Origin of the sequence: Devosia subaequoris (assembly GCF_014197055.1) — a bacterium.
GTDB lineage: Bacteria > Pseudomonadota > Alphaproteobacteria > Rhizobiales > Devosiaceae > Devosia > Devosia subaequoris.
The window spans coordinates 195,310-208,513 of sequence record NZ_JACIEW010000006.1; the positions used below are offsets into that span (position 1 = coordinate 195,310).

A 13,204-nucleotide genomic window follows, 5' to 3' on the forward strand; every position below is an offset into this window, starting at 1 on the left:
GCGACCTCCTTATAAGCCTTTATCGCGCCATCTTTCCGGCGTCATGTGCCCGCGGGCATTGTTGGGGGACCTAGCATGAAAATCGTTGGAATTGTGGCTGCACTTTTCCTGGCAGCAGGCATTGCGTTGGCCGGCTGGTTTGTCGGCACGTCTCTGGTGGAAAGCCGCCAGCCTTTGCGCGTCGTCACCGTCAAGGGACTTAGCGAGCGCTCGGTAGAGGCCAATCTGGGCTTCTGGCCCGTTCGTTTTGTGGCTACCGGCCCCACATTGCAGGCCGCGCGGGCAAGTCTTGAAGCCTCCGAAGTGGCTGTTCGCGGTTTCCTGACTGAGCGCGGGTTTGCCGAGACCGAGATCCAGGTGCAGAATGTGCTCGTGGAAGACCGGGCCGCCGGCTACAACGCAGGCTCCACCCCGGACGAATACCGCTTCGTGCTGACCGAGGACATGCTGGTCACCACCGACCGGGTGCAGGACCTGGCCGAAGCGAGCCGTTCGGTTGCCGATCTGTTGCGCCAGGGCGTGGTATTCTCCTCCGATGCCTATAGCGCCGGGGCCAGCTTCGTATTTACCGGCATAAACGACCTCAAGGGCGATATGCTGACCGAAGCCACCCAGCGCGCCAAGGAAACCGCCGAGCAATTCGCCGCCGAATCCGGGGCGCAGGTTGGCGATATCCAGACCGCCAATCAGGGGGTGTTCGAAATTCTACCGGCGGTGGAAATTCCCAATGACCGGCCGGAAAAGCAGATCGACAAGAAGGTGCGCGTGGTCACCACCATCACCTATTTCCTGGTCGACTGACATTCCCAATACAGGCTTGCGTCCGACATCGCTTCCGCAAAAACGTCCTTCAACGCGGGGCAATCGGCTGCGAGACCGATGTGAATGGAATCGTCCGATGACGATTATGCGGGGAATAAGAGCCGCGCTTTTGGCTCAGTCATCACCCATCTTCAGTGCCTTGATGAACGCCTCTTGCGGAATTTCCACAGAGCCGAACTGGCGCATGCGGGCCTTGCCCTTTTTCTGCTTTTCCAGGAGCTTGCGTTTGCGGGTGGCGTCGCCGCCATAGCATTTCGCCGTGACGTCCTTGCGCATGGCGCGGACGGTTTCGCGGGCGATGATCTTGCCGCCGATGGCGGCCTGGATCGGGATGACGAACAGATGCGGGGGGATCAGCTCCTTGAGCTTTTCGCACATGACGCGGCCGCGGCTTTCGGCCACGGTGCGGTGCACCAGCATGGAAAGCGCATCAACGGGCTCGGCATTGACCAGGATCGAGAGTTTGACCAGGTCGCCGGCGCGGTGTTCGGCCAGTTGATAGTCAAAGCTGGCATAGCCTTTCGAGATCGACTTGAGACGATCGTAGAAATCGAACACCACCTCGTTGAGCGGCAGTTCATATTCGACCATGGCGCGCTGGCCGACATAGCTCAGATTGGTCTGGATGCCGCGGCGATCCTGGCAGAGCTTGAGGATCGCGCCGAGATGTTCGTCAGGGGTAAGAATGGTCGCCTTGATCCAGGGCTCGCGGATTTCCTCGATCTTCATCACATCGGGCAGATCGGCGGGATTGTGCAGATGCAGCGTCTCGCCATTGGTCATTGCGACCTCGTAGACCACCGAGGGGGCGGTGGCGATGAGATCGAGATCGAACTCGCGGCTGAGACGCTCCTGGATGATTTCGAGGTGCAAGAGGCCCAAAAAGCCACAGCGGAAGCCGAAGCCCAGAGCGGCGCTGGTTTCCATCTCAAAAGAGAAGCTGGCGTCGTTCAGACGCAGCTTGCCCATGGCGGCGCGCAACTCGTCAAAATCGGACGCATCAACCGGGAAAAGGCCGCAGAATACTACCGGCTGGGCCGGGCGGAAGCCGGGCAGCGCCTTGTCGGTGGGCTTCTTGTCCTCGGTGATGGTGTCGCCGACATTGGTATCGGCCACTTCCTTGATCGAGGCGGTGAAGACGCCCAGCTCGCCCGGGGTCAGTTCCTTGACCTCGACCAGCTTGGGGGTAGTGACGGCAACGCGGTCCAGCTCGTAAACGGCGCCAGAGGCCATCATGCGGATCTTCTGGCCCTTTTTCATCACCCCATCGATGATGCGGACCAACACGACCACGCCGAGATAGGTGTCGTACCAGCTGTCGACCAGTAGCGCCTTCAACGGCGCATTGAGCTCGCCCTTGGGGGCGGGCAGGCGCGTGACGATGGCTTCGAGCACGGTTTCCATGCCCAGGCCCGTCTTGGCCGAGATTTCCAGCGCCTCACTGGCATCAATGCCGATGACGTCCTCGATCTGGGTCTTGACGCGATCGACATCTGCGGCAGGCAGATCGACCTTGTTGAGGACCGGGACGATTTCGTGATTGGCGTCGATGGCGTGATAGACATTGGCCAGGGTCTGCGCCTCGACGCCCTGGGAGGCATCAACCACCAGCAGCGAGCCCTCCACGGCAGCCATGGAGCGGCTGACTTCATAGGCGAAGTCGACATGGCCGGGGGTGTCGATGAGGTTGAGGATATAATCCTCGCCATCCTGGGCGGTGTATTTCAGGCGCACTGTCTGCGCCTTGATGGTGATGCCCCGCTCGCGCTCGATGTCCATGGAATCGAGCACCTGGGCCTTCATCTCGCGCAGGTCGAGCCCGCCCGTCATCTGGATCAGGCGATCGGCCAGGGTGGATTTGCCATGGTCGATATGGGCGACGATGGAAAAATTGCGAATGTTCTTGAGCGGCGTGGTCATAGCCGTGGCTGTAGCAGAACCCGAAGAGCCTAGAAAGATGGTTTAGCGCGGGTTAACCGGGGTTTTGCGGCATGGGGTGGGTCGATGGCGTGTTGAGGCGCCGCGCAGAAGGATCAGCACGGATCGCAGCCTGGGTGATGGGGCGGCAGGTCAGCCCAGTCATGCAGCGACATGCTATCGGGATCTGGTGGGCTAGAGCGTGACGGCGCGAACTTGCCGAGCCACGCCAAAAGGCGGGTCAAGATCGACATTTTCTGTCTCCGGAAATGCGGTGTGCTTTGCTATGCATCCATAATGCGCCCGCACGGCAACGGCGACAATGGACAAGGCCTGCGAGCCAATATAGAAAATCTATATGCCCAATCCCTTTCCCATACCGCTCAATGCGCTGCGCGCTATCGAGATCGTTGCCCGGCGCGGCGCTCTGGCGCCGGCCGCCGAGGAACTGGGCGTGACCATCGGTGCGGTCAGCCAGCATTTGCGCCGGGCCGAAGACCGGCTGGGCATGGAATTGTTCGCGCGCACGCCGCAGGGCATCAAGCCATTACCGGCGCTCATGCAGGTGCTGCCGCAATTGAGTGGCGGCTTCACGCAGTTGCAGGATGGGCTGGCGAGCCTCACCGGCGCGCATGAGGGCGTGCTCAACGTGACGGTGGGCAGCATCTTCGCGTCGCGTTGGCTGATCTGGCGGGTCAACAAATTCTCCGCACTCTATCCCGGGCTGGAAGTGCGCCTGACCGTCACCGGCGCGATGCTGGATCTGAGCCGGCCCGATATCGATTGCGGCATCCGCTATGGCGACGGGGTCTGGCCTGGCGTCGATGTGAGCCTGATCGGCGGACAGGACTATCAGCCGGTGTGCTCGCCGCTGATCCGCGACAAGGTGGAAAGCCCGGCGGATCTGGCGCGTGTGCCAGTGATTGCCGACCAGACCAGCATGCTGGACTGGCCGGCGTGGCTAAGAAGGGCGGGGCTGGACCCGGCCATGCCGCTCAATGGTCCGGTCTATTCGGATGCTTCACTGGCCTTTGACGCCGCGATTTCGGGACAAGGCATCTTGCTGGCCGCCGACATGATGACCGCCGATGCGGTGAGCGACGGGCGGCTGATCCGGCCCTTCGATCTGCCGGTTGCGGGCAAGCGCGGCTACTTCCTGGCGACGGCCAAGGGTCGGCGGCAACCCAAGAAGCTGGGCTTTTTTCGCGACTGGCTGGCTGCAGAAGTGCCTGCGAGCGTGTTGGGCTATGTGCATCAAAATGTGCCGAACACGGCGACACTAGCGCCATATTCAATATAGTATTGCGTATATTTGCTATTTGATTGAACAATTTTGCACATAGCGCCGTTCACCGGCTAATATGGACGCTTTGTTGCACAGATGCTCTGATAGCCTGATCCCATAGTCGCTAGATCGGGGGATCGGCATGGACGACGTACTCATTCTTGGTGCCGGAATCGTCGGCATCGCTACCGGCATTCATCTGCTGCGGCGCGGGCGCAGCGTGACCCTGGTCGACAAGAGCGAGCCTGGGCACGAGACCAGCTTCGGCAATGCCGGAATCATCCAGCGCGAGGGGGTGCGGCCGCATCCATTCCCACGCGACCTGCAAACCTTATTGCAAGTCGGGCTGCATCTCTCGACCGCCGCCCGCTACGAGCCGCTGGCCCTGCCCCGGCTGGCGCCGCCGCTGTTGCGCTATTGGTGGGAATCCTCGCCCGAGCATTATCGCAAGGTGGTGCAAAGCTATGCGCCGCTGATCGGGCGCTCGATCATCACCCATACTGACTTCATCGAAGCGTGCGGCCCGGAGGCCGAGAGCCTGATATCGCGCTATGGCTGGCATCTGGCCTTCCGCAGCCCGGAAAAGCTGGAAAAGGAAGCCCGCAAGGCGCAGGGCGACCATGACCAGTTCGGGATCGGCTTTGAGGTGCTGGACTGGCCGGCGCTGCAAAAGGCCGAGCCCAGCCTGCTCGGCAATCTGGCCGGCGCCATCCACTGGACCGACCCCTGGACGGTGCGTGATCCGGGCGCGCTGGTGACCGCCTATTTCAACCTTTTCGAAAAACTGGGCGGCACATTTATCCGTGGCGCTGCAACGGGCCTGAGCGACAGCGCCGAAGGCTGGCGTGCTGAGATTGCGGGCCGACAGGTGTTTGCCGAACAGGCGGTGATTGCGCTGGGTCCCTGGGCGCCCGACGTGCTGGATAAGCTCGGCTATCGGCTGCCACTGTTCGTCAAGCGCGGCTATCACATGCACTACGGGACAACCGAAGGCGCTTCGCTCAATCATCTGCTGCTCGACCCCGAGGTCGGCTATGCCATGGCGCCGATGGCCAGGGGCATTCGCATCACCACGGGGGCCGAATTTGCCGAGCGCGACGCTGCACCGACCCCAATTCAGCTTGGAAAGGCAGAGGCGGCGGCGCGGGAATTGTTCCCGCTGGGCGAGCGGCTCGATCCGCAGCCCTGGAAGGGCGCGCGCCCCTGCACTCCCGACATGATGCCGATCATTTCCGAAGCCCCCAAGCATCAGGGCCTGTTTGTCGGCATCGGACACGCCCATCACGGCTTTACGCTGGGACCGGCCACCGGCGAATTGCTGGCGCAGGTGATGACCGGGGACGAGACCGCGATCGATATTCACCCCTTCCGCATGGCGCGGTTTATGGGGGGCTGATCCGCCTGAAATTTAACGACAGGGCAGATCGGCGCGACGCCGATCTGCCCGCGTGGTTCAACCTTCGAGCAGGCGCCGCAGTTTGGCGAGAGCCGTTTCGCTGTTTTCGCGATAGGCGATGGTGCCTTCGAACTCACCCTCAGCGTTGACCAGGAACACCGAGGCGGTGTGGTCCATGGTATAGTCGCCGCCTTCGAGCGGCACTTTTTCGTAATAGGCACCCCAGGACTTGGCCGCCTTGGCCACTTCCTCGGCGGTGCCTGTCACGCCCGTGACACGGCCGGTCCAGCTCACATAATCACCGATGACTGCCGCCGTATCCCGCTCAGGATCGACAGTGACGAACCAGGCGTTGAGATCATCTGCCTGTTCGCCCAAAGCCTCATACCAGACGGTCATTTCGGCCAGCGAGGTCGGGCAGACCTCGGGGCAATGGGTGAAGCCGAAGAACAGCATGGAGGGGCCGCCCTTGAGGCTGTCGCGATTGAAGGCCTCGCCGGTCGCGGTCACCAGTTCATAATCGCCCTGCCCCAGGGCAACTGCCTGGGCCGGACGCGTCATGGTGGTATAGACATATAACCCGGTGGCACCCAGAGCCGCGACGGCTACCAGGGTCCACAGCACGGTGCGGATGTGGGACAGGGCCATGGGTCAGTGCCCCATATGGCTGGAGTGATCTGCTGCCGGTGCGTCGGCGGCGGACCCGGCGGCGATCAGGTCGAGCGTGATGGTGCCGGCCTTCTCAAACGTCAGCGTGACCGGCACGGCAGCGCCCTCGGCGATCGGGTCGGTAAGCCCCATGAACATCAGGTGATAGCCGCCGGGTTCGAACACCACGGTCTCACCAGCAGGAATGACCAGACCGTCGGGGAGCTGACGCATCTTCATCACATCGCCCTCCATGGCCATCTCATGAATTTGCCCTTCCTTGGCCACCGGGGTTTCCACCGCGATCAGGGTATCGTCCTGAGTGCCGTTATTGGTCAGGGTCAGAAAGCCACCAGCGACCGGGGCATTGGGCAGGGTGGCGCGGGTAAAGGCGCCCGAAATGGTCAGATCGCCAATGGTCGTTTCGGCCGGAGCGGACGCGGCGCCATGATGGGCGTGTGCGTCCATGCCGCCGGCGACCAGTGTAACGCTGGGCGCGGGCATGTCGCCGCTTCCGCTCACATCGGTCCAGGCCTCCTCGCCATTGGCGCATTCCTGAATGGCCGGGAAGTGGAAAGGGCCTTCTTCGAGCGTGTCGGCAAAGGTGCCGCGGAAAACGAACTCGTCATAAAATTCGTTGGGCAGATTGCCGTCTGACCAGACGATCTCGATGACCCCTTCGGACACTTGCGCGCCGTGGTTCACATAAGTGTTCTGATGGGGCCCGGTGACGGTCTCAAGGGTCCAGCCTGCCTTGGGTATGGGCTTCACATTATAGAAGCCTTCGGGAATCTGGACGCGAACGGTGTGGGTGGCTTCGGTGCCGCAGCCATGGGGAATGCGGAGGACCGCCTTGTAGCTGGCGCCAAGGCTGGCCTTGGGGTTTTCCAACGTGGCGTGGGCAAGAGCCGGGGCTGTCAGGGCGATGAGGGTGGTGGCGGCCAGGGTGGCGCGCGCAAAAGAACCGATCATGGGTTCGTCTCCAGTCAAAGAAATGGTCTGATTCCGGCGGGCGACCTGCCGGGCGGGTTTTATTCAGACCGGGACGGGAGGTGCGCGGGATTGCCCGAAATGGTCGGGCAGCAGGAACTGGTGCGGACTGGAGGCCAGGGCGAAGCGGATGATATCGGCCCCGACAGGGGGCGAAAGGGCCGGCGCCGGCAGGGCCAGGGTGGCAAGCTGATATTTGGCGGCACCGGTGGCCGGGCAATTGAGCGCGGCCGCTTCACGCGGGTCGCCATTCTCGTCCTGCGCCAAAGGCTGACAGACTGACCAACTATCGAGGGTCGAATAGCCGACGGCATTGAGGTCGCGTTGCAGACCGGCGGCCTGATGCAGCGGCAGCAGCAGCGTAAGCACGTAAATGGCCAGCACCGCGACGGCGATGCCGGTCTCGCGAAGCATGATCTGCGCTGTGCTGTTGTTCTTGCTGTTCACGCCTATCTCGATAGCCCGAGCCCTTGGTCCGCTCAAGCGTAATGGCGCGGCAGCGGGCACTGCACATTGTCGCAGCATAGATGCAGTTGCCTCTAGTTTAGAAACATTCTAAACACTTTTCGGAACCCTAAACTATGGAGAGAGCGCGATGTTCCGTCTGTGGCCTGACAGTCGCCGTGATTTTGCCTCGCTGTCGGAGCGCGAAATCCTCTCGCTAGCCATAGCGGCCGAGGAGGAGGACGGGCGCATCTATTCCGAATATGCAATGCGGCTGGGCCAAACCTACCCCGGCAGCGCGGCGCTATTCGAGGGCATGGCGGCCGAGGAGGACGAGCATCGGCGGCGCCTGCTCGATCTTTATGTCGAGCTTTTTGGGACGCGACTGGTGCCGATCCGGCGCGAACATGTGCGCGGCTTTCTCAACCGCAAGCCCCTGTGGCTGCAGAAGACGCTGACGCTGGAACAGGCGCGCCAGCAGGTATGGGAAATGGAGGAAGGAGCTTATCGCTTCTATCTCGCCGCAGCGGACCAAGTGACTGACGTGGGGATCCGAAAGCTATTGGGCGATTTGGCAGCGGCCGAGAAAGGTCACGCCACGCGCGCCGATCAAATTGATGATCAAGTGCTGGGCCAAGAGGGCCGGGAAAGCGAGGGCCACGAACAGCACCGGCAGTTTCTTTTGACCTATGTGCAGCCGGGGCTGGCCGGGCTCATGGATGGCTCGGTGTCGACGCTGGCGCCTGTGTTTGCGGCCGCCTTTGCCACCGGGGACACGCACCAGACGTTTCTTGTGGGCCTGGCCGCGGCTGTGGGTGCGGGCATTTCCATGGGCTTTACCGAGGCGGCCTCGGATGATGGTCGACTGACCGGACGCGGCTCGCCCATCAAGCGTGGACTGGCCGCCGGGATCATGACCGCGGTGGGCGGGCTGGGGCACGCCCTGCCCTATCTGATTGCCGATTTCTTCACCGCGACGGCCGTGGCCATTGCGGTGGTGCTAATCGAGCTTTGGGCCATCGCCTATATCCAGAACCGCTATATGCAGACCCCGTTCTGGCGGGCGGTGATGCAAGTGGTGCTGGGCGGCTCGCTGGTATTCGCGGCGGGGATATTGATCGGCAACGCCTAGGCGGCGCGCTGTGCCCGCCGCCGCATCCTGAGCCAGGCCAGACCGGAGACGGCAAGGACCGGGACGATGACCAGCAGGGATTGGGTCCAGCCGGCACCGGGGCCGAACAGCACCTCGTGCATGCGGCGCCCGGGCAGAAAGGTGAAGGCGCCCGCCAGGATCAGCGCGCCGACATAAAGCCCCTGCATTTCGGCCCGATGGCGCGCGACGTTACGCTCGATGGCTTTGAGGGCAAAAAAGAGCGTGTAGTAGGTGAAGAGGGAAAACAGGTGGATGGGGCTGAATGGCCCGATCAGCCTGATCTCGTTGATGAACAGGGCGCTGGTGACGGTGATGAGCATCAAAACCACCCAGACCCGCCCTGCGGCCTTGTGCAGGGCCGTGCCCTTGCGACGCCAGAGAATGCAAGCGCCCAGCACGGTTGCCGCGATTGCGGCGAAGGCGTGGATCTGGATGACAAGGTCAGACTGCAGCAGGGGCGAAAGGGACATCGAGCGGCGCCATATTGGTGAGGGTAAAGACTTTGCCTCACCTCGATGCTTGGCTAGATTGGTCGCGACAATACCAAGTGCCCCAATCGCAGGTCCCATACGTGAACGACAGCCCATTGCAATCCACGCTTCGTGAACTGCAGGGGCTGTCGCGCGATGCCCGGTTCTGGACTGTCTTGGTCGTGATCGCGCTGATCGTGGGACTGGTGGGGCCATTCGGCACCTATCAGGTGCTGGCGGTGGCGCCGCGGCTTGCCTATTGGGGTGTGGTCGTTTTGGGCACAGCCCTGACCGGCACGCTGGTTGTGGGCTTTGTCGAAAGACTGCTGCGGCCGCGCCTCAACAAATATCTGGCGGCGCTGCTGGCCGGGGCCCTTCCCGGACCGTTGCTGGCGGCCATGGTGGCGCTGATCAATATTGCCGTGTTCGGGCCGGGGGTCACAAGCTTTGACCTGCTGACACTGGGGGTTTACTGCACGCTGATTTCGGCTGCAGTGACGCTGGTGAGCGCGGTGCTGGAACGGCCCGCTCAACCGGACCCGGCACATGTCCCACCTGCCCTGCTGGGGCGTTTGCCGCGCCCGCAACGAGGATTAATAAGGCGCATTTCGGTTGCAGATCACTATGTCGAGGTGACGACCGAGAAGGGCAGCAGCCTGGTCCTGATGCGGCTCTCCGACGCCATCAAGGAAACCGCGCCCGTCGCCGGACTGCAGGTGCATCGCTCCCACTGGGTGGCGCTCGACGCCGTCAAGCGCGGTACGCGTCAGAAGGGCCGGCCGGCGCTGGAACTGGACGATGGCAGCATCGTGCCGGTCAGCCGGACCTACATCGCAGCAGTGCGGGCGGCAGGTTTCCCGGTCTGAAACAGATGCAGCCGATCATCGATGATTTCGCCGACACGAGCACATTCCTGGGCAATCTCGCGCACGAAATCGGCCAGCATGGGCCGCTCGAGCACGGCGGGATTGCGCACCACCATGGCCGTATCGCGATGCAGCGGTTCAAATTCCAGCGGCGAAATTTCCACCAGCCGCCCCGCACGCACATCCTCTTCCACCGCTGAATTGACGAAGAATCCCAGTCCCTCTCCTTTCATCGCCAGGCGACGGGCGGGGCCGGTGGGCAATTCGACGCTGGTCCTAGCCAACCGCACGAGGGCAGCGGCACGTTCCGGATCGGCCTGCCACCACCGCAGGGCAATGACGCGGGGCACAATGGCCAGCACCTCGTCGATGCTCGGCTGGCTCGACAGCTTCGCCGCCACCTCCGGGGACACCACCAGCGGCACATGTTCGCGCATGATGATGAGCGGCTCGAGATCGACCACCAGCGGATCGATATTGGGCCAGCAGAGTATCCCCATCTCGACTTCACGTTCGTGCAGCATGGCGGCGATCTGCGCCTGACGGCCTTCGCGCACCACGACGTCAACGGAGGGGTAGTTCGCCTGGAAGCGGATCAGGCTTTCCGTAATTAGGGGGGAGACCAGGGTGCGCAGCGAGCCGATGGAGACGCGACCGCGCTCGACCCGGCGCAATGCCTCGCGCCCTTCCTGGGCGGTACCGATGATACGCCGGGCAAAGGGCAGAAAGGTCATGCCCTGATCGGTCAGCGTCACCGTGCGCCCACGGACAAATAATTGCACGCCCAAAAGGTTTTCCAGGGCGCGGATGCGCATGGAAGCGGTGGCCTGGGTGATGTTGAGGTAGGCGGCAGCCCTGGTGAAGGACTGATCGCGGACAATGCGGTCAAACGTGCGAAGCTGGTCGAGATCCATTGGAAAGGCTTATGCAATATGCGAATATCGCCGTTCTATGGCGCGCACCATTGGCAATGTCTATACGTCGAGTGACGCAGGCTAGCCCTTGTTGGCCCGGCGCGAGCGCTCGGCCTGCGCTTTCTTCTGCTGGCGGCGGCGTTCGGCGTCGGTGAGAGCGGCGTCGCCCATGTGGGAGAGGCCGCGCTGTCTGGCCAAATCCATCTGACGCTGTCGCTCGGCGGCGGACTGGTGCTTGGCGACATCACCGGCGCAATAGGGGCAGGAGATGCCTTCCTGGAAATCGGCATGGCTCCGGTCCGCCTCGGTCAGGGGATGGCGGCAGGCGCGGCACAGCGTGGCATTGCCCAGTTCGAGCCCATGACCCACCGAGACCCGCTCATCGAAGACGAAGCATTCGCCGGCAAAGCGGCTTTGCTCCTCGGGCACCACTTCGAGATATTTCAAGATCCCGCCCTTGAGATGAAACACCTCCTCAAAGCCCTGACTCAGAAGGTATGAGGACGCCTTTTCGCAGCGGATCCCGCCGGTGCAGAACATGGCCACCTTCCTGTCCTTGTTCGGATCGAGGTGCTTTTCGACATAATCCTTGAACTCGACAAAGCTCGATGTGTGCGGATCCAGAGCGCGCTGAAAGGTGCCCAGGCCCACTTCATAATCATTGCGGGTATCGACCAGCACCACGTCATTGCGCTCGATCAGCGCATTCCAATCCTCGGGTTCGACATAGGTACCAACCTGCCGGTTGGGATCGACCTGCGGCGCGCGCAAGGTGACGATCTCAGGCTTCACGCGCACCTTCATGCGCAAGAAAGGGGCGGTTTCGGCAAAGGAATATTTCACCTCGGCTCCGGCGAGCCGGGCGCCGAAGGGACCGGAGACGAAGAGATAATCGGCCAGCGCGTCAATGGCCTCAGGTGCGCCGGCGACGGTGCCATTGATGCCTTCGGGGGCCAGGATCAACGTGCCCTTGATGGCGCGACCGCAACAGAACTCGGCCAGCGGGCCTTTCAGCGCTTCGACATCGGGAAGGGCAGCGAATTTATAGACGGCCATCACCTTGTATGGATGATCGGTCTGGGGCAAACTGGACATGGATTTCGAGCTGGGCGCGTTCATTGCGCCGCTCATACCATCGGTCGCGCCCGGCGTCACGGGGCGACCGCAGCCACAAAATCGGGAGTGACCATGACCTATCGGGCGGACAACGCGCGCTACGACACGATGCAATACCGCCGCTCAGGCAAATCGGGGCTGAAGCTGCCGGTGGTGAGCCTGGGGCTGTGGCAGAATTTCGGCGGTACGCGGGACTATCCCAGCGCCATGGAAATCCTGGGCTACGCCTTCGACCAGGGCGTGACTCATTTTGACCTGGCCAATAATTACGGACCGCCGGCAGGCTCCTCGGAAGAATTGTTTGGCCAGGTGATGGCCCGCGATTTCCGCCCCTATCGCGACGAGATGATCGTTTCGACCAAGGCAGGCTACAATATGTGGCCCGGGCCTTATGGCGAATGGGGCAGCCGCAAATATCTGCTGGCGAGTCTCGACCAGTCGCTGCGACGGATGGGGCTCGACTATGTCGATATCTTCTATTCGCACCGCTACGACCCGGAAACGCCGCTGGAAGAGACCATGGGTGCACTGGCCCATGCGGTTAAATCGGGCAAGGCGCTTTATGTCGGCATCTCCTCCTATCCGGAACAGCAGACGCGCGAAGCGCATCGGATTCTGAAGGACATGGGGGTGGCTACCACCATCCATCAGCCGAGCTATTCGATGATCAATCGCTGGATCGAGAACGACAAGACCATCGATGCCTGCGGTGAGCTGGGCATCGGGGTTATTGCCTTTTCGCCGCTGGCGCAGGGCGTGCTCTCGGGCAAGTACAATAGCGGCAATACCGACGGGGCGCGGGGCGATAATCCGAATGGCACTCTGCGCGCCAGCCATATCGAGCCGCGGGTGCTCGAGGCTGTCGACAAGGTGGGCGAGATTGCCAAGGCGCGTGGCCAGACCATGGTGCAACTGGCGCTGAGCTGGGTGCTCAGGCGCCAGGAAATGACCTCGGCGCTGGTCGGGGTCAGGACGCTGGATCAGCTCAAGGACAATCTGGGCGTGCTCAACAACCTCGATCTCAGCGATGAGGAGATTGCAGCGATCGACGAAGCCACGGCCGGCGGACAAATGGAACTGCACCCGCGCCCGCAGGGCTGGCTGCGGTAGGGTAGACTGGCTCGTGGCATCCGGTGTGTAACGTCACCCCACCCTCGGTCTCTTCCCCTCAAGGCGAGGGATT

At 62.3% G+C, this 13,204-nt stretch carries 13 protein-coding genes; 6 read left to right on the forward strand and 7 right to left on the reverse strand.

Translation table 11 applies throughout. From position 1 onward, the window contains the following. Window positions 1–75 precede the first annotated feature (75 nt). Window positions 76–801 (forward strand): SIMPL domain-containing protein, encoded by a 726-nt coding sequence (locus GGR20_RS13310; RefSeq protein WP_183311844.1) that lies wholly within the window; start codon window positions 76–78, stop codon window positions 799–801. Window positions 802–936: 135 nt separating this feature from the next. Here GGR20_RS13310 and lepA read toward each other — a convergent pair whose 3' ends face one another. Further along, window positions 937–2,742 carry a translation elongation factor 4 gene (gene lepA, locus GGR20_RS13315; RefSeq protein WP_183311845.1) on the reverse strand — a complete coding sequence of 602 codons (1,806 nt, stop codon included), beginning with the start codon at window positions 2,740–2,742 and terminating at the stop codon, window positions 937–939. A 355-nt stretch (window positions 2,743–3,097) separates the two neighbouring features. Between lepA and GGR20_RS13320 the strand changes: the two genes are divergently transcribed. Both GGR20_RS13320 and GGR20_RS13325 read left to right on the forward strand, forming a co-directional pair. Further along, window positions 3,098–4,039 (forward strand): LysR substrate-binding domain-containing protein, encoded by a 942-nt coding sequence (locus GGR20_RS13320; RefSeq protein WP_183311846.1) that lies wholly within the window; start codon window positions 3,098–3,100, stop codon window positions 4,037–4,039. Between the two features lie 127 nt (window positions 4,040–4,166). Next, complete coding sequence (locus GGR20_RS13325) at window positions 4,167–5,420, forward strand: NAD(P)/FAD-dependent oxidoreductase (protein ID WP_183311847.1); 1,254 nt, start codon at window positions 4,167–4,169, stop codon at window positions 5,418–5,420. Between the two features lie 57 nt (window positions 5,421–5,477). On the opposite strand, the gene GGR20_RS13330 is transcribed toward GGR20_RS13325, so the two are convergent. The 3 genes from GGR20_RS13330 to GGR20_RS13340 all read right to left on the reverse strand — a co-directional run bounded on the left by GGR20_RS13330 (window position 5,478) and on the right by GGR20_RS13340 (window position 7,505). After that, window positions 5,478–6,068, reverse strand: a complete 591-nt coding sequence (locus tag GGR20_RS13330) for an SCO family protein (protein WP_183311848.1) — start codon at window positions 6,066–6,068, stop codon at window positions 5,478–5,480. A 3-nt stretch (window positions 6,069–6,071) separates the two neighbouring features. After that, a complete protein-coding gene (locus GGR20_RS13335) occupies window positions 6,072–7,040 on the reverse strand; it encodes a copper chaperone PCu(A)C domain-containing protein (protein ID WP_183311849.1) in 969 nt (322 codons plus the stop codon). A gap of 63 nt (window positions 7,041–7,103) precedes the next feature. Beyond that, window positions 7,104–7,505 (reverse strand): hypothetical protein, encoded by a 402-nt coding sequence (locus tag GGR20_RS13340; protein WP_183311850.1) that lies wholly within the window; start codon window positions 7,503–7,505, stop codon window positions 7,104–7,106. A 148-nt stretch (window positions 7,506–7,653) separates the two neighbouring features. Here GGR20_RS13340 and mbfA point away from each other — a divergent pair, with 148 nt between their 5' ends. Beyond that, window positions 7,654–8,634 (forward strand): iron exporter MbfA, encoded by a 981-nt coding sequence (mbfA, locus tag GGR20_RS13345; protein WP_183311851.1) that lies wholly within the window; start codon window positions 7,654–7,656, stop codon window positions 8,632–8,634. On the opposite strand, the gene GGR20_RS13350 is transcribed toward mbfA, so the two are convergent. Further along, window positions 8,631–9,125, reverse strand: coding sequence for a DUF2306 domain-containing protein (locus GGR20_RS13350; RefSeq protein WP_183311852.1), 495 nt, complete (start codon window positions 9,123–9,125; stop codon window positions 8,631–8,633). The genes mbfA and GGR20_RS13350 overlap by 4 nt on opposite strands. A gap of 101 nt (window positions 9,126–9,226) precedes the next feature. Between GGR20_RS13350 and GGR20_RS19120 the strand changes: the two genes are divergently transcribed. Further along, a complete protein-coding gene (locus tag GGR20_RS19120; RefSeq protein WP_183311853.1) occupies window positions 9,227–9,991 on the forward strand; it encodes a LytTR family transcriptional regulator DNA-binding domain-containing protein in 765 nt (254 codons plus the stop codon). Here the strand turns inward: GGR20_RS19120 and GGR20_RS13360 are convergent. Continuing rightward, window positions 9,952–10,905 (reverse strand): LysR family transcriptional regulator, encoded by a 954-nt coding sequence (locus tag GGR20_RS13360; protein ID WP_183311854.1) that lies wholly within the window; start codon window positions 10,903–10,905, stop codon window positions 9,952–9,954. The genes GGR20_RS19120 and GGR20_RS13360 overlap by 40 nt on opposite strands. A gap of 81 nt (window positions 10,906–10,986) precedes the next feature. After that, window positions 10,987–12,024 carry an oxygen-dependent tRNA uridine(34) hydroxylase TrhO gene (trhO, locus tag GGR20_RS13365; RefSeq protein ID WP_246349596.1) on the reverse strand — a complete coding sequence of 346 codons (1,038 nt, stop codon included), beginning with the start codon at window positions 12,022–12,024 and terminating at the stop codon, window positions 10,987–10,989. A 69-nt stretch (window positions 12,025–12,093) separates the two neighbouring features. Here trhO and GGR20_RS13370 point away from each other — a divergent pair, with 69 nt between their 5' ends. Beyond that, on the forward strand, window positions 12,094–13,131 hold the full coding sequence (locus tag GGR20_RS13370; RefSeq protein WP_183311855.1) for an aldo/keto reductase: 1,038 nt from the start codon (window positions 12,094–12,096) through the stop codon (window positions 13,129–13,131). Window positions 13,132–13,204 lie beyond the last annotated feature (73 nt).